Origin of the sequence: Terrisporobacter glycolicus ATCC 14880 = DSM 1288 (genome assembly GCF_036812735.1) — a bacterium.
Taxonomy (GTDB): domain Bacteria; phylum Bacillota; class Clostridia; order Peptostreptococcales; family Peptostreptococcaceae; genus Terrisporobacter; species Terrisporobacter glycolicus.
Window position 1 is genome coordinate 3,033,135 of the sequence record NZ_CP117523.1, and the last position, 19,967, is coordinate 3,053,101.

Sequence of the window (19,967 nt, forward strand, 5' to 3'; positions counted from 1 at the left end):
CAAATAAAATATAAAGTTCACAAGTTTTTCAGCAAAAAAAGTGTGTATTTTCTCTAAAATACACACTTAATATATATTATTTAAATACCCCTATTCCAAACCTCTTTTTTAATTATTTAAAAAACGCTTGATTTTACTTTAATATCATATTTGTCAAAATCATTTTCTGAGCAGAATATTTCAATTTTTCTCTTTTCTCCAGGTTCAATTTCTGTTTCATTAGCAAATGACTTTTCTATAACTGTTCCTTCAGAATTCATTAATTTATATTCAAATTCAATATAGTCGATGACTTCCTCACTAGTATTTTCAAAAATACCAACTATCTCAGTACTATAATCACCTCTTTTTACTTTCCACTTTATATCTTTAGCCATTTCTTGTAACTTATTATCATTTTTAACTGTTTCTTTTTCCACTTCTTTTACTGCATTATCTACACCAGACATTCCCGCTCCAACTAATGCTACACAGCCTCCAACAATAACTACAAATCCAATAATAATACCTAATAATACCTTTTTCATATCTTACCTCCATAAGTAATTGTCTAATTATAAATTAATTATATAAATTTACTTATGAGTATTGGTATGCTGTCAGCATACCAAATCGAATTTTTTAATTAATAGTTAAACTTAATAATCCACCACCAACTAAAAATATACATATAACATAAATAAAATACCCTGACAACCTTAATGCTATTTTTTTACTTTTTATCAATGGTAACTTATTTTTTATTCCTAAATAATTTGTAAATATAAAATAAATAGATAACATTACTATAACAAGTATAATATTACCTAAAAAATCATTAAAGCCTTCTGCAATAAATAGACCTATTATTAAAAATAAGTACCAAAGGCTAGCACAAATCATATATATAGGATTTTTAGTTCTAAAACCTGGCAAAACTTTTGAATAATAATGTACTGTTTTTATATATTCTTTAATATAGCATTTGCCATCTGATTTTTTATCTATTTGGGTATATTTTATATCATAAAGTTTATTTTTTAATTCTTCTTTTAAATCAAGAACATTAGCATATCTTTTTTCTGCAGAAATATGAGTACATTTTTTTATTATATCTTTTAACAAAGTATTATTTAATTCTTCTTTTATATGTTTTCCCGTAGTTAATACATTCATCATTACACCCATTGCATATATATCACTTCTACAGTCTGTTTGGTCAAATCCAAACTGTTCTGGAGAAGCATACCCCTTTGTTCCTAAAAGTGTTGTATCTAAACTTTCACCTTTTTTGTAGATTCTTGAAATATCAAAATCAATTAATTTTAATACATTATCATTACTTATAATTATATTAGCCGGTTTAATATCTCTGTGAATAATAGGAGGGTTTAAACTATGAATTTCATATAAAGCATCACACAAAGAAATCATATATTCAATTACTTCTTTTTCTCTTAGCTTATTTTCTTTTTCTAGGATTTCCTGCAAAGTATTTCCATTTATAAACTCTTCAATTATTATAAGTTTATCTCCTTTTTCTAATACTTCATATATTCTAGGTATATTTTTACAATTTATATCTTTTATAATTTTATATATTTCCTTTGTATACTCTTTTATTTCCTTCTTAATATATATTTTTTCATCTTGTATATTTTGAACTATAAAAATTTCAACTTTTCTACTTTTATGAATAGATTTCAGTTCCTCATACAGTGATAATTTAAATTCCATATTTATATTCAAATCTAGCACCTCATCTTATTGATTTTCTAACGCTAAAATTATATCATATTACAAGAAGAGGTGAAATATATGAAAAATCTAGAAACAATAAAACTTATGAGTTTATTAAATAATATAGATGATGAATCTAATTTAGATGATTTTATATCAAACACTTTAGATAACTCAAGAAATATAAAACTTTATGAATATTTCGAAAAAATATTTTTAAAAAAAGGCATGAGTAAAAGCACCGTTATTAAAAATGCAGACTTAGATAGAACTTATGCATATGAAATTTTAAGAGGAGATAAGAAACCTAGCAGAGACAAAATACTACAACTATGTATAGGCAGCAATTTCACTTTAGATGAAACTAACAGAGCTTTAAAAATAGGTAATTGCGGTGAACTTTATCCCAAAATTACAAGAGATAGTGTTATAATTTTTGGCCTAAATAAAAATTTAAATATCCTTCGTATTAATGAGCTCCTATTTTCTTATAATTTGACATTATTAGGAGAGGAATAACGCTATTCCTCTCTATATTTTCATATTAAATTTACATCAATTATTTCCCAGGAAAGTTTATTAATAGTTTATTCACTAAATAAACATATTCATGACTATTTCCATTAATTTATTTCTTCTATATTATAAGGTGTGTTTTGGTATACACAGTAGTTCAACCAATTTCCAAAAACTATATTTGCACTTTCTCTCCAAGTAACAAAAGGAGTAGTTTTGTCATCATCATTTTCAAAATAATGTTTAGGCATTTCTATAGATAACCCTTTACTTAAGTCTCTTAAGTATTCTCCTTTTAAAGTATCTCTATCATATTCTAAGTGACCAGTTATAAATATTTGTCTTCTACTTTTATTAGCTACAATAAATATTCCTGCTTCATCTGATTCTGATAATATTTCTAAGTCGTCAACTTTCTCTATATCTTCTCTTTTTACTTCTGTATGTCTAGAATGAGGAGCATAAAACACGTCATTTAGCCCTCTAGTTAAATTGTCATGTTCAAAATTATTCCTATGTTTAAATACACCAAATAACTTCTTATCTAATTGATATTTGGGCACATTATAATGATGATAAAGAGCTGCTTGCGCTCCCCAACATATATGCACTGTGGAATAAACATGAGTTTTGGTCCAATCCATTATATTTTTTAATTCACCCCAATAATCCACATCCTCAAATTCCATTTGTTCTACTGGTGCTCCAGTAATAATAAGTCCGTCAAACTTTTCATCCTTAACGTCATCCACATATCTATAAAATTTATCTAAATGTTCAAGTGGCGTATGGTTTCCCCTATATGATTTAGTTTGAAGTAGTGTAATTTCCACCTGAAGTGGTGTATTTGAAAGATATCTAAGCAGTTGATTTTCAGCTTGTATTTTTATAGGCATTAAATTTAATATTCCTATCTTAAGCGGTCTAATATCTTGATGATTTGCTCTTTCTATATTCATTACAAAAATATTTTCACTTGATAGAACATTGTATGCAGGTAACTGTGACGGTATTTTTATAGGCATTTATTTTCCCCCTTTTTAATTTTCCCTTTTTCTATATTTAAAATAAATTATAGCACAACTACATATTTATTTAGTTAAAAAAGTCATAGTAAAATATAAAGGATAAGATTTTATAATAAAACCTTATCCTTTATATTAATAATATTATAATTACATAAATAGTCCTTTCACAGCTTCAGCAAATGATAATAATGAACGATAACTTATAACTAAAGTTACACATAATATGCATATACCTAATACGTTATTCCAAAGCTTATTTTTATACTCACCTAAATCCTTATGATTAAGTACATATATTAAGAATATTGCGATAATTGGCAATATTATAGCATTCGCTGCTTGAGCCACTAATATAAGTTCTGTTGGACTTGACGACATTCCAAGAGCGCTAAGCACTATGCCTACTCCTAAAACTATCATCCAAACTATTTTGAACTTCATACTTTTCATATCTTTTTTATATCCAAGAGCACCTGTTGTAGCAAATGCTGCTGAAAGTGGTGCTGTTATTGCAGAAGTAAAGCCTGCAGCAAATAATCCTATACCAAAAAACCATTTAGCCCATGATCCAAGTAGTGGTTCTAGTTGTTGTGCCATTACTGCTCCACTATCTATAACCGTTTCGCTTCCATGGAAAGATGCTGACGCTGAAATTATTACAGCCATAGAAATAAGACCGCCAAGTCCTATAGATATTACTGTGTCTATTCGTGCATTTTTTAAATCTTCTTTACTAGTCCATCTCTCAGATACTGAAGACGCATGTAAAAATAAGTTATAAGGAACTACTGTTGTTCCTATTAATCCTACTATAGTTAACCAATCATTTGCTCCTGCTCGTGGTATAAACATTCCTTTTATGATTGCTCCAAAATCTGGTTTTGAAACTATGGCAGTAGTAAAAAAAGTAACGCTCATAACTAAAACTAATCCTATTAATATTTTTTCTATTTTTTTATAATTCCCTGACCAAAGTAATGCAAATGCTACTACACCTAATAATGGTGCCCATATCGTATTTGGAACTTGTGGTATTAATGTTGAAAGCCCCATAGAACCACCAACTAAATTACCTGTCTCATAAGCTATATTTCCTATAAATATGGCAACGATTACTATTCCTACTGCTATGGTTTTTAATGTTTTACTAGAAATTTTTTCTCTTATATTTTCACCTAAACCTTTTTGAGTAATTATACCTAACCTTGCCGCCATTTCTTGGAATATTATCGTTGCAACTGTTGAAAATAGCATTGCCCAAAGTAGAGTATATCCACTACTTGCTCCTGATTTTGTACAAGTTGTTATTGTACCTGGCCCTATAAATCCAGCTGCTATTAGTGCTCCTGGTCCTATATTTTTTAATCTTTCTTTAAATTTACTCTCTTTTTTGGCGATTTCTTCAATTGAATTATCTTTTAAAACTTCCATATTCCTTCCCCCTTTAAATTTTAAAAATAAGATTATAAGTTCTAAGATAATGGTTTTATCTCTATATTTTCTTCTTCTAATTTTTTATTTATTTTTTTTACAAACTCCAATGCTTTTATTCCATCACCATGAACACAGATAGAATCAGCTTTTATATCTATATATTTTCCACTTATTGTTTTTACTTGTTTTTTTATTATCATATCTATCACTCTGTCTATAGCTTCTTCATCATCAGTTATTACAGCACCATCTTTTTTTCTACTTACTAAAGTCCCATCTTCTTCATAAGCCCTATCTGCAAAAACTTCATTGGCACATTTAAGACCAACATCTTCTCCAGCACAAATTAACTGACTTCCACTTAATCCTAAAAGTATAATTTCTTTATCAAATTCATATATTGCTTCGCATATAGTTTTTGCTAAGTTATAGTCTTTAGCTGCCATATTGTATAATGCTCCATGTGGCTTTACATGATTAAGTTTTATATTTTCACTTTTACAAAATCCATATAATGCTCCTATTTGATATTTTGTATATGATTTAGCTTCTTCCAAAGAAATATCCATATTTCTTCTTCCAAATCCCATCAAATCTAAAAACCCTGGATGAGCTCCTATGGATATATTATTTTCTTTTGCTAATTTAACAGTTTTCTCCATTACTACTGGATCTGATGCATGAAAACCACAAGCTATATTAACAGAAGAAACATATTTAATAACTTCTTCATCTAACCCTAATTTATATCTTCCGAAACTTTCCCCTAAGTCACAATTTAAGTCTACTCTATACATAACTTCGTCCCCCAAAACATATTTAGTCTTTTAAATCTTCATTCTTAATATCAGTAATTAGCATATGACCTGGCGAATGAGTTATCACTATACTAGGTTTCACATTCATAACTACAGATTGAGGTGTTACCCCACAAGGCCAAAATACTGGCACTTCACCGTCTTTAATAGTTACACTATCTCCAAATTCAGGATTATTGATATCTTTAATTCCAATTATTTTAGGATCTCCAATATGAATTGGTGTACCATGAACCTTCGGAAATTGCTGCGTTACTGTAACTGCTTTTATCATCTGATCATAAGGAATTGGCCTCATACTTACCACCATATTTCCTTTAAATATTCCAGCTTCTTTACATTCAATATTAGTTTTATACATAGGTACATTACATTCTTCATCAATATGTCTTACTTCAATACGATTTTTTATTAGTTCCGATTCAAAAGAAAAACTACATCCTATAAAAAAACTAACAAAATCTTCTTGCCAAAATTCTTCTACGTCCTCATATTCTCCCCTTAATATTCCATTTTCATATACTCGATACTTTGGAATATCTTTTGCAATATCCACGTCTTTTGCAATATATTTTAAGTTTCTACTCCCCACATCTGACACTTCTAAAACAGGGCATGACTTTGGATTTCTTTGTGTAAACAAAAGAAAGTCATAAGCTAAATCTTTAGGCAAAATCACTAAGTTTGCCTGAGCATAGCCACTACACATACCAGAAGTTGGTTTTGTGTACTTACCTTCTCTAATAATTTGTCTAACTTTAACTGGTGACTCTTTTGAGTAATCCATTTTTATACCCCCATTTTTATCATAGTAATTCTTCTATAAATCCTGTATCTGCTTTCCCCTTCACATAAACTGGATTATTCATAAGAGAATATTGAAAATTAGCATTAGTTTCAATTCCGCCTATAACTAATTCATCTAATGCAATCTTCATTTTTTCTATAGCTTCACTTCTATCACATCCATGAACTATAATCTTCCCTATCATAGAATCATAATTCATTGGAATTTTATATCCACAATATACAAAGGTATCAACTCTAACTCCATTACCTCCAGGAAGATTCAGTGAAGTAATTTCTCCTGGACATGGTAAAAACTTATTAGCTGGATTTTCTGCATTTATTCTACATTCAATAGCATGTCCTTTTATATTAACATCGTCTTGTTTCAAAGATAATTTTTCACCATAAGCAATTTTTATTTGTTCTTTGATTAAATCTACACCTGTAACCATTTCTGTTACTGGATGCTCTACTTGAATTCTTGTATTCATTTCAATGAAGTAAAAATTCAAATCTTCATCCATTATAAATTCAATTGTTCCTGCATTTTCATAATTTACTGCCTTTGCAGCTTTTACTGCCATATTCCCTAATTTTTCTCTAGTCATTTCATCTATAACAGGTGAAGGTGATTCTTCTATCATTTTTTGGTGATTTCTTTGGATTGAACAATCTCTTTCACCTAAATGAACCACATTTCCATAACTATCACCTAAAATTTGAACTTCTATATGTTTAGGATTTCTAATATATTTTTCCACATACATCGTATTGTCATTAAATGCATTTACTGATTCTATCTGAGCCAAATTGAATAGCGTTTCAAAATCTTCTTCTTTTTCTACTATTCTCATACCCTTTCCTCCACCACCAGAGGATGCTTTAACTATTACAGGGTATCCTATTTCATCTGCAATTTTTTTACCATCTTCACTTGTATATATGGGTTCTCTACTTCCTGGAACAACAGGAACGCTGGCTTCAATCATTGTATTTCTTGCTTTTGATTTATTTCCCATAGCATCAATAATCTTACTATCTGGACCTATAAATTTGATGTTTTGTGATTTACATAACTCCACAAACTCACTTTTTTCTGACAAAAACCCAAATCCTGGGTGAATTGCATCTGATTTTGTTACTATAGCCGCACTTACAATTTTACTCATATCTAAATAACTTTCCCTTGGATTTGCCTCTCCAATGCAAACCTTTTCATCAGCCAAAACTGTATGAAGTGAATTTTCATCTACTTTAGAATAAACAGCTACTGTCTTTATACCTAAAGTTTTACAAGCTCTAATTATACGAACTGCTATCTCTCCCCTATTTGCAATTAATATTTTATTAAACATAACTATTCTCCCATAATTAAAGTACTTTTATTTTTATTAGACTCTGACCATATTCAACAGTATCATTGTTATTAATTAAAATGTCCTCAACTATTCCATCATAATTACATTTCACTTCATTCATAACTTTCATAACCTCAATTATACCTATTACTTGATTTTTAGATACTTCATCTCCTACAGCAATATACGGTTCTTCCTCAGGCGATGGTGAGTTATAAAAAGTTCCTATAAGTGGAGATTTAATATACTCAAAATTATCCGACTCTATTCTTTCAACTTCATCTTTTATTTCTAAAATTTCATTTTTTATGACTGATTTTGTACACATAGTCTCTTCCATATTCTTTTCTATTTTTATTTTTGTATCTCCCTCTTTAAAAGAAAATTTAGTAAGTGTAGACTTATCTATTACTTCAATCAATTTTAATATTTCTTTAAAGTCCATGTTAATGCCCCCTTTTACAAACTTGCTATTTGCTATTTAACAATATTTCAATTTTCTTAGATGTATTTCTTGGATTTAATACTTCTATACACGGCTTATTAATTTGTTTCCTAAGTTCTTTTATCTTTTTTATTTCATCTCTATAAAGCTGTTGTGCTTTTTCTAAAGATATTTCTTCAAATCTTATTTTGTCTCCAGTTTTTCTTTGAGCCAGCTTTCCAATATCTACAGAAATAACGGTTGCAATTTTTGTATAACCGCCTGTTGTCTGTCTATCGCTTAACATTATAATTGGCTTACCATGGGAGGGTACTTGTATTGATCCTAGAACAATTCCATCAGATATAATATCTGCCGGTGTTTCATGTTCTATAATAGGTCCATCTAATCTACATCCCATCCTATCAAATTCTTTCGTTACCTCATATTTTTCATTTAAAAATGTACAAATTCCTTTTTGTGTAAAAGCGTCATCTTGAGGCCCTAATATTACCCTCAATACAACTTCTTCTTCTTCTAACTTAAAATCTAATTTTCTAGATAAGTAATTTTCTAAATATACCTTTGGCGAAGAAAATTTAATAAAATCTCCCTCTTTCAACGTTCTTCCTTTATATCCGCCTAAAGAACATTTCACATTTGTTGATTTACTCCCCATTACTTTATCAATTTTTAATCCTCCGCAAAAAGCTATATATGCCCTAGCTCCCGTTTGTGCATTTTCAAAAGATAAAATATCATCTTTTTTAACAAATATAGCTTTATACATAGAGACATTTTCTCCATTTATTTTTGGATTTAAATCACCACCAGTTATAGCTATAAAATTTTCTTCTGTAAATTTTATTTTAGGTCCAATTAAAGTTATTTCCAGTCCTGCTTCATCTTCTTTATTATCAACTAGAAGATTTCCAATTGCTAAAGATTTTTTGTCCATGGCTCCACATACAGAAAAACCTGCATCTTGATAACCAATTCTTCCAAAATCCTGTACAGAAGTATATAGTCCAGATTGTAGTATTTCAATTCCCAACGCTATGCACTCCCTTCAACCACATTACATTTATAAATTCCTCTTTCTACTAAATCTTTTATTTTGTAATATTCTTTTTTGCTTATTGGTTTAAACTTTATATAATCTCCCGCTTCATATAAAATTGCCCTCTCTCTATTTAAGTCATATGGTTTAAGAGGTGTCCTTCCTATAATCCTCCACCCACCAGGAGATGCTAAAGGATAAATTCCTGTCTGCTCCCCCCCAATTCCTACTGCTCCTGCTTCTAATTTTAATCTTGGATTTTTCAATCTTGGCGTGACTAACCTTTCATCCATTCCTCCCAAGTATGCAAAACCTGGCAAAAAACCTAGCATATATATTAAATATTCTTTTGAACTGTGTAGTTTTATAATTTCTTCTTTAGACAATTTTGTATATTGACTAACAAAGTCTAAATCTTCTCCAAATTCTTCATCATAACAAACTGGAATTTCTATAACCTTTTTTATTTTGTTATTCTCAATATCTATTGTTTTAAATAAATCAGTTATAATCTCTTTTGCTTCATTAAAAAATAATTTTTTCGGATCATAATAAATCAATAGTGCTTTAAAAGATGGTACTGCTTCTATTATTCCATCTATATTTAATGATTTGATTTTTTTATTAAAAACTCTAATTTTATTATTAATTTCATAGTTAATTTCATCACCAAATTCTAAAGTTAGAGCTGAGTCTCCAACTGGTAAACATTTCATTACTACACCCCCATTGTGATCGAAATTTTGAATATACATTCAAAATACGCTTATATTTACCATATCTACTTTAATATGAATTGTATATTATAAGTTTTATTTTTGCAATATTTTTTTTAAAACTTGCAATTATTTTTAATTAATAATGTTTGCTTCCTTTTTAAATATATAAAAACCTTAGTTTTTAAAGCGTTTTAACACTTTTTTATTATGTGCAATATATAACCCTCATTATTTTTGAATTTTTACATTAATTTTATTCATTTGTATTAATTTACGAACCTTCAATTTCATTTTTTTGAATTTTTAGTTATCTTCTTATTTTGAATGATTACTTTATTTTTTATTCAAAACAATAAGATAACAATAGAATATCAAATAAAAAAATTATTCTATGATTTAATATACATTTATATAGTTTCTTTTTTGCTCAAATCAAGTTTGTAAATCATATCTGCATTTTCACATGCATTTCGCTAATTTGTCATAATAATAATATATTTTTTCTTCTTTAGTTATTTTTTTAAATATCTTTAATATTTCATTTTCTATGTTTCTATCCAAGTTTTCTGTAGAATTATAAGAAAGTCTTATTGCTATAGCTATATATTCGTTGTTCTCTTTCTGACAACTTTAATATCATACCATTCATCTTCGTATAATACCTCCAAGGTATATTTCTTCATTAGAATATTTTTCACGATTTTATTTATTACCTTAATACATAATAAAAAAGTTCCTAAGATTATGATCTTAGGAACTTTTTCATTATAAACTATTATTAAGCGTCTTTTTACACGCAAAGCTTTTTAAATTCATCTGCCACAAATTGTACATGAGTACCAATTATAACTTGTACACTAGTTTTGCCAGGTCTTATTACTCCTGCCACACCAGCCAATTTTATAAGTTTTTCATCTACTAATGATTGATCTTTCACTTCTAAGCGAAGTCTTGTTATACAATTATCTATAGATGTTATATTTTCACGCCCACCGAGACCTTTTAATATTAGCTCTGCAGTAACGGCATAGTCATTATTTGATGTAGATACATTTTCTTTTAAAACAACCTCATCATCTTCTTCTCTACCTGGAGTTTTTAAGTTAAACTTAGTTATTGCAAATCTAAATGTTACATAATATAAAACTGCAAATACTAAACCTATTGGTAATAACATTAATGGATTTTCTGCCATAGGAGCTTTAAAACTTAAGAACCAGTCAACAAACCCTGCCGAGAAGTTAAATCCAGCTCTTGTTGGTAACATTGCACAAATTGCCATTGATATACCTGTTAACCCTGCATGTAATACATATAAACCTGGTGCTAAAAACATGAACGCAAATTCTAATGGTTCTGTAACTCCTGAGAAGAATGCAGAGAAAGATGCTGCTAATAATAATCCATATACAGCTGCTTTCTTTTCTTTTTTAGCAGCATGGTACATTGCTAAAGCTGCTGCAGGTAAACCAAACATCATAACTGGGAAGAATCCAGTCATGTACATACCTGTTACACCTGGAGTTCCTGTTCCACCCCAGAAATTTGCTATATCATTTATTCCTGCAACATCAAACCAGAATACTGAGTTCAATGCATGATGCAATCCAGTTGGTATTAACAATCTGTTAAAGAATCCATATATACCAGCACCTATTGGTCCTGCTGATATTATACCTTTACCAAACGTTACTAATGCGTTGTATACTATTGGCCATACTAAGAATAATATAACAGCTACTACAACTGAGAATAATGCAGTTACTATAGCAACACTTCTTTTACCACTAAAGAATGATAACCAATTGGGTAATTTTGTATTTTTAAATTTATTATAACAAGTTGCACCTATAATCCCTGATATTATACCAGTAAATTGAGTTGCTATTTTACCAAATGCCGGGTCAACTACAGCTACATCTATTTGTTGGAAAAATGCAACTGAACCTGGCGCTAATAGTGTAGTTATTACAAGCCAAGATACTAAAGCAGCTAAACCTGCTGAACCATCATTGTCATCAGACATCCCAATCCCAACACCTATAGCAAATAATATTGCCATGTTATCTATTAATGCACTACCTGCTTTTATTAAAAATGCAGCTATTACACTATTTGCACCCCATCCAGTAGGGTCAACCCAATAACCTATTCCCATTAATATACTAGCTACTGGCAAACAAGCAACTGGTAACATTAATGACTTACCTAGTCTTTGAAAGTATTTCATCATAATTAATAATTCCTCCCTTATTTTATTTATTTTTTAAGGTTTTCACCTTTTAATACTAATAAAATTTATTTTTTATAATTTCTATAATATTATCTTGTTTTTCAACTTCACCTATTTTAACAGCATTAACATCTGAATATTCAAAAGTATTGCATATTATCATAGGTGTAATTGTGTCATAACCAGCTTCTTTAATTTTTTCTTTATTGAATTTTATTAATAAATCTCCAACTTTTACTTTATCACCTACTTTTACATAAGATTCAAAGTGTTCTCCTTTTAAATTCACTGTATCTAAGCCTATGTGTATAAGTATTTCTACTCCATCATCGCTTTTTATAGATACTGCATGTTTTGTTTCAAATAATACCGTTATTTCTCCATTTACCGGCGATACTACTTTCCCTTCAGCAGGTTTTATGGCAACACCTTTTCCTAGCATTTCCTGTGCAAAAGTAGGATCATTTACTTTATCTATAGTCACTGCTTCTCCCTTTATAGGAGCTAAAACAAGTATTTTATCTTCTTTTTTGCCAAATCTTTCTTTTAGTCCTTTAAACATCTTAATCCTCCATAACATTTCTTTTCTAATTTTATAAATCCTCAGCATACATAGACACTCTTTTTATGTGTACTGCCAAATATGCTAATTCTTCCCTTGACACTTCATGTTCGTATTTTTCTTCAATATATTTTTTAATCCTCAAGCTACATTCAAATTCTTTTTCATATCTACTTGTAATCATCTCTACTAAAATATCATCTGTATCTTTTATTGTTTCATTCAAAAACAATCTTTGAGATAAGAATTTTAAATGTGTTATTAATCTTGAATAATGTAAGCTTTCTTCATCTAATTTAATTCCATAAAAATCATTTATTATTTTTACAATATCACTTATTAAAGTAGTGATTTTCAACGCATCATTCATATTTGTGTTATATTCTGCGTTTACAATATGTAGCGCAATACTTGCTGCTTCATCTTCATTCATTTCTATCCCTAATTTTTCTTTAATAAGCCTGAGAGCATATTCACCAATTAAATACTCGCTTTTATAAAATTGCTTCACTTCCCACAACAAAGGATTAGGAAACATCATTCCTTTTTGGAATCTTTTTACTGCAAAGTTAATATGATCTGTTAATGTAATATAGATATTTTCATTAAGTTTTTGGCCTAAAGTCCTTCTTGCATAACTAATAATTTCATAAGATAATCTAAAATGTTCCAAAGGAAGTTTTTCTACTAATTGTTTAAATTTATCTACTGAGGATTTGCCATCCATAATAAATATTTTTTCAATTCTCTTTTTACTTACTATATCTCCTTCTTTTGCTTTAAATCCAATACCCTTCCCCATTACAACAACTTCTTTATTGTTTGAATCATAAGCACATACAAAACTATTGTTAATCACTTTTGTTATCTTCATAAATACATCTTCCTTTTTCTATATTTTTCAACGCAAAAATGACCAAACTTTATAACACACTAAATAGATCTTAGAAGAAATCTAATGTGCTATAAAATTTGGTCTTGCCTGCATTATCAGTAACATGCCAAATCATTTAATTATCCAGTTATAATTATATGATACCGTTTGCTTATAATAATGTCAATATAAAAATATAATTTTCTATTTTTTATCCTTCTAATCTATACCCTACTTTAAATACAGTTTTTATTGAGTTTTTCAAATCCAATTTTTCTCTAATCCTCTGAACATGAATATCTACTGTTCTAGTTTCTCCCACATATTCAAATCCCCAAACTCTATCTAAAATCTGTTCTCTTGATAAAGCCATATTTCTATTTTGCAGAAATAAAATTAATAAATCATATTCCTTAGCAGTTAAATATACCTCTTTATCATTTAATTTGACTATTCTTTTATTTGTATCCACTTCAACATTTTCAAATTTTATTTTATGATTATCTTTATTATACCTCCTTAAGATAACTTCTATTCTAGCTAATAATTCTATAGTTTCAAAAGGCTTAACAATGTAATCTTCAGCTCCTAATCTAAGCCCTTTGACCCTATCTAGTACAGACTCTTTAGCTGTTACAAATATTACCGGTATATTATATTTTTTTATTTTTTCTATTAAAGAAAATCCATCTATACCAGGAATCATAACATCTAGTAAAATTAAATCTACTCTATTTGATTCCAAAAATTCTTTTGCTTCTAATCCATCTTCTGCTTTAAATACTTCATATCCGACTAAAGATAAATTTATAGATATTAAGTCTCTAATTGCTGCTTCATCTTCAACAACCAGTATTTTCATCATTAAACCTCCTTGTTACTATTACGTGCATATTTAGTTATTATTTTTCCTTTACAATCAATAGTAATCTCAAATTTATCATTTGAATCAGTTTTATTTATAAAAGTACAAACTTTGTAAACTGTTTGAGTTCCTTTAATATTATAATCTATTATATTTTTCGAACTCAAGTTGTAATTATTCAAATCAAAACCTAAGGCGCTTGTAAGTTTATTTATTAAAGATATTGTCTCTTTATTACTTAAATTACTAATTCCATCCTCATAATTAATTACTTGACTTACAGTAATCTCATTGATTTCTCCAGTATTTGAATTTATTATAACACCATAGCTACCACTTATATCATTTTTATAGAAACTTACATTCCAATTATAACCATTGTTATAAGCTCCGCCTCTATATAAATTTATATTAATTTGATGATTTTCAATATTAATATTTAATATATCTTTTAAGATATAAGTAGCAATTTTTATAGCCTTATTTCTATTAATTAAATTGTTACTTTCATCTTTTTTTTCACTATAATTCGAAATATCATTTTGATTGTAAAGTTCATTTTCTTTATAAGAATATTCTATATTATTTACTATAAAAATAATAGCAAATGATATAAGTAAAGCCAATAAAAATAACTTACTTTTCATTACATAAGTTCTCCTTATTAAAAGTTAATATAATCTCTGTTCCTTTTTTGACCTGACTTTTTATATTTATATTAATATTATGAATTTTGCATATTTCACTACATATGGAAAGACCTAACCCTATACCATTATTTTTTCTAGTTCTAGCTTTATCCACCATATAAAATGGTTCCTTTACTTTATCTAAATCTTCAGGTGGTATTCCAATACCACTGTCCCTTATTTTTAAAACATAAGTCTCATCACTATAATTACCTTGTATATAAATATCAGAATTTATTTCACAAGCTTTTATACCATTATCTAAAATGTTTGTAAGTAATACTATAATTAGTTGCTTATCAACAGATATATTTACATCTCTAATATCAATACTTAAATTTATGTTTTTTCTTTCTAATTTATATCTCAACGTATTACATACACTATTTACAATCTCCACTAATTGGACTTTTTCCAAAGTTGTTTTTTCTTCTCTCATTAAAGTTAATTTAAGTAAAGTTGTGTTTAATGTTTCTAGCCTTTTTGCTTCTGAATTAATATAGTTTAAAGCTTTTAATTTAGTTTCTTCATTTACATTTCCCTTTAATAAAAGCTCTGAATATCCTATTATGGATGTAATCGGTGTTTTTATTTCATGATTTAAACTATCAATAAATCTTTGTTTTGACTCATTTAAATATTTCAATTCTCTTATATTGTCTTCTATTACACCTATCATAATATTGAAATTATTTTCTAACACCCCTATTTCATCATTATTTTTACTTTCATTAGCCCTTTTACTATAATCTCCACTGGCTATATCTTTTGAAATATTACTTAAGCTCTCTATTGGATTAGTTAAACTTTTAGAAATTATATACATTACAATTGCTAAGATTATAGATATAATAATATCAATTATTAAGAAAAATTTATAATTATCTATTCTTTCATTATATACATCTTGTATATCTTTCGATATTACCAATTTAAAATCTATATTTTGTAAGTTAACAATAGAACTTACAAATACATATTTCTTGTTATTCAAAGTTCTTATTATAAATGATTTTTTATCCTTTTTCGCATTTGTAATTTCTTTTCTATCTCCACCTACTTTTTCTTTTAAATTAGACATTATCAATTTATTGTCGTCAGAATAAAATTCTGTATTATATTGTTCAACAGCGCTTAAAGAATAGCCAGTTATTATAGTTTCTAGCCAGTTTTTTATACTAGCATTACTATTTACGTCTATATCCATAAGATAATCTGTATTTAAATACATAATTGATTCCATATTTAAACACTTATACATAACTGATTTAAGTGTTGTATTTAGATTATCACTATGGATTTTTTCTATTAATATTATTCCGCCTCCATTAAATAGGAGTAAAAATAATACAACTGAATATAAAAATATCTTTTTCCAAAATTTCATATACTCACCGATTTTTCTTTAATAAATAATTTTTATAATTTATTATGATAAAGTTTTAAATTCATATCCGTTCTCTTTAAAGTATTTTATTAATTGATCAAAGTTTTTCTGCAACCTCCAGCATCACCACTTAAATCCTTCCAATCAATAGATGCTTCTTGCTTCACTAATTCTTTTGCAGTTTCACAACTATTTTCTATATTTGATCTAGTTAATAAAAATACAATTTTTCCCATTATTTGAATGATCATATTTCTTTAATTTTTCTTCTATTTTTTAGCATCATAAGTGTATTTTTTACCTTCTTCATTTATACCACTTAACTTACAACTTTTGGCTCTTCTTTTTTTCATCTTTACTTTGTGCTACACTTTCTTTTCCTATATTATATTTCCCATTACTTTAGAATAAGATACTCCTACAGTAAATAATAATAAACAGCTAATACCTAGTATCATTGCTGATTTTTTATAATTTTTTCTTTTCATACTCAACCTCCGCTGTTAATAACTTTTCATGCCCTAATATTAATGGTTAGAGGTTTTAATCTTGTATTTATTTTGTTTCAAAGTTGTAAAATTTGTAGTTTTTTGTATTATAATATTTTTTCTTGTATTTTAGTTTGAAAAGTTAATAATAAACTTGATTATACACACAAATTATTATATCATATTATTTAACAATGTAAATTCTCGAAGGGGAGTAGCTTTCACATTTGTGATAATCAACCGTCATTACGGATAATATCCCGGTTGATTAGCAAGGTAAAACTTGTTAGCAAGACCTTCAGAAAAATATTCATTTTATATTTATGAATATTTTTCTGAAGGTCTTTTCAATTATTTGTAATAAAGGAGTTCAAAATGAAAAATTTTAAAGAAGAATTTATTAAATCCATAAGATATATAATACCTATATTTCTTATATTTGTAGGAATACTTGTGCTAAAAAACTATAGTAATATAACTAATTTTTTTACGGACAACTTTGAAGTACTTAATGGTTTACTTGCACCATTTTTTATAGGTTTTATAATTGCATATATGCTTAACCAGCCTATGAAAAAATTAGAAGAAAAGTTCAAGTTAAAAAGAGGACTTTCCGTTTTAATTATTTACGGAATAACTTTGATTATATTAATATTTTCATGGTTATTTATTGTTCCAGTTATAAAATCTAACATTAACGAACTTGCTCTTTCTATTCCAAGTGGTATAGATCAAGTACAAGATTTAATTAACAATATTTCATCACAATTTGAATTTGATATTAATAATCCAGACATTAAAGCACAAATTAATGATTTTATTACCAAGGTTTTAATTCCAGTATCAAGCTTTACAGCATCTACTGTTAGTAACTTTATTATCAATTTAATGAGTATAATCGTATCTTATACTATAAATATTGTCCTTGGTTTAGTTATCTCAGTTTATCTACTTTTATCGAAGGAAAAATATATTAAAGTTATAAGCTTATTTTTTCAAAAAATATTAAAACAACATTATTTTAAAGTAAAAGAGTTTGTTAATATATTGGATAATAATATTGGTGTATATATAGTAGCAAAAGCTATGGATTCTACAATTTACGGTATTATCTGTACTATAGTACTTGCATTAACAGGTTCTAGATATGCATTATTTATAGGAATAATTGCTGGTGTAACTAATATGATCCCTTTCTTCGGACCTATTTTAGGTACTATTATAGCTGTTGTTACTAACTTATTCTTCTCTATTAATAAAGCTATTTTAGTTTTAGTAATTATGATAGTGGTTCAACAATTAGAAAGTGCCATATTAGAGCCTCATTTTGTTGGAAAACAAGTTGGCGTACCACCAATATTAACAATATTAGCTGTAACATTTGCTGGAAAATATACAGGGTTTTTAGGTATATTGTTAGCCGTACCAGTTACCGGTGTTCTTTTAGTTTACTTTAAGAGATATATTTACAGCAAAAAAGATGAATCTCTAAGCAATACTATATAAAACAACAAGTATAAACAAAATAAAAATACCTTAAAATAGACTTTTATAAGCTATTTTAAGGTATTTTTTAATTAATCCATAATATCTACATCTTCACCTTTTAATATCTTATTTATATTTCTAACTGCACACATTTTCCCACACATTGTGCAAGTATCTTCATTTTCTGGTTTAGATTCTGTTCTGTATCTTCTTGCTTTTTCACTATCTATAGCTAAATCAAACATTTTTTCCCAATCTAAATCTCTTCTAGCTTTACTCATTTCATTATCCCAATCAGTCGCACCTTTAACTCCTTTTGCTATATCCGCTGCATGAGCTGCTATCTTAGATGCAATTATTCCTTCTTTTACATCTTCTACTGTTGGTAGTCTTAAATGTTCTGCTGGAGTTACATAACATAAGAATGATGCTCCATAAGTAGCTGCAATAGCTCCTCCTATAGCAGCTGTTATATGATCATAACCTGGTGCCACATCAGTAACTAGAGGACCTAAAACGTAGAAAGGTGCTCCTTTGCAAACAGTTTCTTCTATTTCCATATTAGCTTTTATTTGATTTAATGGCATGTGCCCAGGACCTTCTATCATAACCTGAACATTTTTCTCCCAAGCTCTACTAGTCAATTCTCCAAGTGTAACTAACTCCTCAATTTGAGATACGTCCCCTGCATCTGCAATACTTCCAGGTCTACAAGCATCTCCTAAACTTATCGTAACATCATGTTTTTCACAAATATTTAATATTTCATCATAATATTCATAGAAAGGGTTTTCATTTCCTGTCAACTCCATCCATGCAAATATAATAGACCCTCCCCTAGAAACTATATTAGTAAGTCTATTAGATTTTTTAAATCTTTCTGCTGTATGCTTGTTAACTCCACAATGAAGAGTTAAAAAATCTACACCATCTTCTGCATGCATTCTAACAATATCTAACCATTCTTTTGCAGTTATCTTCTTTAACGGCTTATTATAATATACTACTGCATCATATATAGGCACTGTACCTATCATTGCAGGGCATTCATCTATTAATTTTCTTCTAAATGTTTGAGTATCTCCAAAAGAACTTAGATCCATTATAGCTTCTGCACCTAAGTTTACTGCATTCATAACTTTTTCCATTTCTATACTTGTATCAAGGCAATCTTTAGAAGTACCTAAGTTTACATTAATTTTTGTTTTTAATTTTTTACCTATTCCATAAGGTTTTAATGATTTATGATTTTTATTAGCTGGTATTACGACTTTACCTGTTCCTACTAAATCAAGTAATTCTTGAACATCCATATTTTCATATGTCGCTACTTTTTTCAATTCTTCTGTTATTATTCCCTTTCTTGCTGCATCCATCTGTGTTGTGTAACTCATTTTATTTCCCCTTTCATCTTACCTTTATAAAATTTTTTAAATAAAAAAATCTTTCTTACTTTGGCAATAATTACGCAAAATAAGAAAGATTCTCTTAATATAAAAAGTCGTACAATAAATGT

The 19,967-nt window shown here is 28.0% G+C and carries 20 protein-coding genes; 2 read left to right on the forward strand and 18 right to left on the reverse strand.

Annotated features, from left to right (window positions below):
- Positions 1-116 precede the first annotated feature (116 nt).
- Positions 117-527, reverse strand: a complete 411-nt coding sequence (locus TEGL_RS14980; RefSeq protein WP_018589884.1) for an FxLYD domain-containing protein — start codon at positions 525-527, stop codon at positions 117-119.
- A gap of 94 nt (positions 528-621) precedes the next feature.
- The gene (locus TEGL_RS14985) at positions 622-1,716 is read right to left on the reverse strand and encodes a serine/threonine-protein kinase (protein ID WP_033316389.1); all 1,095 of its coding nucleotides are present in this window, start codon (positions 1,714-1,716) and stop codon (positions 622-624) included.
- 81 nt (positions 1,717-1,797) lie between these two features.
- Between TEGL_RS14985 and TEGL_RS14990 the strand changes: the two genes are divergently transcribed.
- The gene (locus tag TEGL_RS14990) at positions 1,798-2,238 is read left to right on the forward strand and encodes a hypothetical protein (protein WP_018589886.1); all 441 of its coding nucleotides are present in this window, start codon (positions 1,798-1,800) and stop codon (positions 2,236-2,238) included.
- A 104-nt stretch (positions 2,239-2,342) separates the two neighbouring features.
- On the opposite strand, the gene metA is transcribed toward TEGL_RS14990, so the two are convergent.
- From metA to TEGL_RS15065, 15 genes are all read right to left on the reverse strand, one after another.
- Positions 2,343-3,260, reverse strand: a complete 918-nt coding sequence (gene metA, locus TEGL_RS14995; protein ID WP_018589887.1) for a homoserine O-acetyltransferase MetA — start codon at positions 3,258-3,260, stop codon at positions 2,343-2,345.
- A 150-nt stretch (positions 3,261-3,410) separates the two neighbouring features.
- Positions 3,411-4,694 carry an Nramp family divalent metal transporter gene (locus TEGL_RS15000; RefSeq protein WP_018589888.1) on the reverse strand — a complete coding sequence of 428 codons (1,284 nt, stop codon included), beginning with the start codon at positions 4,692-4,694 and terminating at the stop codon, positions 3,411-3,413.
- A 41-nt stretch (positions 4,695-4,735) separates the two neighbouring features.
- Complete coding sequence (locus TEGL_RS15005) at positions 4,736-5,494, reverse strand: LamB/YcsF family protein (protein WP_018589889.1); 759 nt, start codon at positions 5,492-5,494, stop codon at positions 4,736-4,738.
- Positions 5,495-5,516: 22 nt separating this feature from the next.
- A complete protein-coding gene (locus TEGL_RS15010) occupies positions 5,517-6,302 on the reverse strand; it encodes a putative hydro-lyase (RefSeq protein ID WP_018589890.1) in 786 nt (261 codons plus the stop codon).
- Positions 6,303-6,321: 19 nt separating this feature from the next.
- Complete coding sequence (locus tag TEGL_RS15015; protein ID WP_018589891.1) at positions 6,322-7,659, reverse strand: acetyl-CoA carboxylase biotin carboxylase subunit; 1,338 nt, start codon at positions 7,657-7,659, stop codon at positions 6,322-6,324.
- 16 nt (positions 7,660-7,675) lie between these two features.
- The gene (locus TEGL_RS15020; protein ID WP_018589892.1) at positions 7,676-8,107 is read right to left on the reverse strand and encodes an acetyl-CoA carboxylase biotin carboxyl carrier protein; all 432 of its coding nucleotides are present in this window, start codon (positions 8,105-8,107) and stop codon (positions 7,676-7,678) included.
- 25 nt (positions 8,108-8,132) lie between these two features.
- The gene (locus TEGL_RS15025) at positions 8,133-9,140 is read right to left on the reverse strand and encodes a biotin-dependent carboxyltransferase family protein (protein ID WP_018589893.1); all 1,008 of its coding nucleotides are present in this window, start codon (positions 9,138-9,140) and stop codon (positions 8,133-8,135) included.
- A 2-nt stretch (positions 9,141-9,142) separates the two neighbouring features.
- Positions 9,143-9,862: a 5-oxoprolinase subunit PxpB gene (gene pxpB / locus TEGL_RS15030; RefSeq protein ID WP_018589894.1), complete on the reverse strand. Its 720-nt coding sequence runs from the start codon at positions 9,860-9,862 to the stop codon at positions 9,143-9,145.
- A gap of 793 nt (positions 9,863-10,655) precedes the next feature.
- Positions 10,656-12,098, reverse strand: a complete 1,443-nt coding sequence (gene nagE / locus TEGL_RS15035) for an N-acetylglucosamine-specific PTS transporter subunit IIBC (RefSeq protein ID WP_018589895.1) — start codon at positions 12,096-12,098, stop codon at positions 10,656-10,658.
- 55 nt (positions 12,099-12,153) lie between these two features.
- Positions 12,154-12,660 carry a PTS sugar transporter subunit IIA gene (locus tag TEGL_RS15040; RefSeq protein ID WP_018589896.1) on the reverse strand — a complete coding sequence of 169 codons (507 nt, stop codon included), beginning with the start codon at positions 12,658-12,660 and terminating at the stop codon, positions 12,154-12,156.
- 31 nt (positions 12,661-12,691) lie between these two features.
- On the reverse strand, positions 12,692-13,534 hold the full coding sequence (licT, locus tag TEGL_RS15045; protein WP_018589897.1) for a BglG family transcription antiterminator LicT: 843 nt from the start codon (positions 13,532-13,534) through the stop codon (positions 12,692-12,694).
- Between the two features lie 211 nt (positions 13,535-13,745).
- Positions 13,746-14,399, reverse strand: a complete 654-nt coding sequence (locus TEGL_RS15050; RefSeq protein ID WP_018589898.1) for a response regulator transcription factor — start codon at positions 14,397-14,399, stop codon at positions 13,746-13,748.
- Positions 14,399-15,046: a hypothetical protein gene (locus tag TEGL_RS15055; RefSeq protein ID WP_018589899.1), complete on the reverse strand. Its 648-nt coding sequence runs from the start codon at positions 15,044-15,046 to the stop codon at positions 14,399-14,401. The genes TEGL_RS15050 and TEGL_RS15055 overlap by 1 nt, the downstream gene beginning before the upstream one ends.
- Positions 15,036-16,475 carry a sensor histidine kinase gene (locus tag TEGL_RS15060; protein WP_018589900.1) on the reverse strand — a complete coding sequence of 480 codons (1,440 nt, stop codon included), beginning with the start codon at positions 16,473-16,475 and terminating at the stop codon, positions 15,036-15,038. The genes TEGL_RS15055 and TEGL_RS15060 overlap by 11 nt, the downstream gene beginning before the upstream one ends.
- An 89-nt stretch (positions 16,476-16,564) precedes the next feature.
- Positions 16,565-16,711 (reverse strand): hypothetical protein, encoded by a 147-nt coding sequence (locus TEGL_RS15065; RefSeq protein WP_018589901.1) that lies wholly within the window; start codon positions 16,709-16,711, stop codon positions 16,565-16,567.
- A 627-nt stretch (positions 16,712-17,338) separates the two neighbouring features.
- Between TEGL_RS15065 and TEGL_RS15070 the strand changes: the two genes are divergently transcribed.
- On the forward strand, positions 17,339-18,469 hold the full coding sequence (locus tag TEGL_RS15070) for an AI-2E family transporter (RefSeq protein WP_018589903.1): 1,131 nt from the start codon (positions 17,339-17,341) through the stop codon (positions 18,467-18,469).
- A 71-nt stretch (positions 18,470-18,540) separates the two neighbouring features.
- On the opposite strand, the gene thiC is transcribed toward TEGL_RS15070, so the two are convergent.
- Positions 18,541-19,845 carry a phosphomethylpyrimidine synthase ThiC gene (gene thiC / locus TEGL_RS15075; protein WP_018589904.1) on the reverse strand — a complete coding sequence of 435 codons (1,305 nt, stop codon included), beginning with the start codon at positions 19,843-19,845 and terminating at the stop codon, positions 18,541-18,543.
- Positions 19,846-19,967: the final 122 nt, after the last annotated feature.

Excerpts from the sequence above, each read along its gene's own strand:
- TEGL_RS14980 (WP_018589884.1), bottom strand. The coding sequence starts at position 527 with ATGAAAAAGGTATTATTAGGTATTATTATTGGATTTGTAGTTATTGTT.
- TEGL_RS14985 (WP_033316389.1), bottom strand. The coding sequence starts at position 1,716 with ATGGAATTTAAATTATCACTGTATGAGGAACTGAAATCTATTCATAAA.
- TEGL_RS14990 (WP_018589886.1), top strand. The coding sequence starts at position 1,798 with ATGAAAAATCTAGAAACAATAAAACTTATGAGTTTATTAAATAATATA.
- metA (WP_018589887.1), bottom strand. The coding sequence starts at position 3,260 with ATGCCTATAAAAATACCGTCACAGTTACCTGCATACAATGTTCTATCA.
- TEGL_RS15000 (WP_018589888.1), bottom strand. The coding sequence starts at position 4,694 with ATGGAAGTTTTAAAAGATAATTCAATTGAAGAAATCGCCAAAAAAGAG.
- TEGL_RS15005 (WP_018589889.1), bottom strand. The coding sequence starts at position 5,494 with ATGTATAGAGTAGACTTAAATTGTGACTTAGGGGAAAGTTTCGGAAGA.
- TEGL_RS15010 (WP_018589890.1), bottom strand. The coding sequence starts at position 6,302 with ATGGATTACTCAAAAGAGTCACCAGTTAAAGTTAGACAAATTATTAGA.
- TEGL_RS15015 (WP_018589891.1), bottom strand. The coding sequence starts at position 7,659 with ATGTTTAATAAAATATTAATTGCAAATAGGGGAGAGATAGCAGTTCGT.
- TEGL_RS15020 (WP_018589892.1), bottom strand. The coding sequence starts at position 8,107 with ATGGACTTTAAAGAAATATTAAAATTGATTGAAGTAATAGATAAGTCT.
- pxpB (WP_018589894.1), bottom strand. The coding sequence starts at position 9,862 with ATGAAATGTTTACCAGTTGGAGACTCAGCTCTAACTTTAGAATTTGGT.
- nagE (WP_018589895.1), bottom strand. The coding sequence starts at position 12,098 with ATGATGAAATACTTTCAAAGACTAGGTAAGTCATTAATGTTACCAGTT.
- TEGL_RS15040 (WP_018589896.1), bottom strand. The coding sequence starts at position 12,660 with ATGTTTAAAGGACTAAAAGAAAGATTTGGCAAAAAAGAAGATAAAATA.
- licT (WP_018589897.1), bottom strand. The coding sequence starts at position 13,534 with ATGAAGATAACAAAAGTGATTAACAATAGTTTTGTATGTGCTTATGAT.
- TEGL_RS15050 (WP_018589898.1), bottom strand. The coding sequence starts at position 14,399 with ATGATGAAAATACTGGTTGTTGAAGATGAAGCAGCAATTAGAGACTTA.
- TEGL_RS15055 (WP_018589899.1), bottom strand. The coding sequence starts at position 15,046 with ATGAAAAGTAAGTTATTTTTATTGGCTTTACTTATATCATTTGCTATT.
- TEGL_RS15060 (WP_018589900.1), bottom strand. The coding sequence starts at position 16,475 with ATGAAATTTTGGAAAAAGATATTTTTATATTCAGTTGTATTATTTTTA.
- TEGL_RS15065 (WP_018589901.1), bottom strand. The coding sequence starts at position 16,711 with ATGGGAAAAATTGTATTTTTATTAACTAGATCAAATATAGAAAATAGT.
- TEGL_RS15070 (WP_018589903.1), top strand. The coding sequence starts at position 17,339 with ATGAAAAATTTTAAAGAAGAATTTATTAAATCCATAAGATATATAATA.
- thiC (WP_018589904.1), bottom strand. The coding sequence starts at position 19,845 with ATGAGTTACACAACACAGATGGATGCAGCAAGAAAGGGAATAATAACA.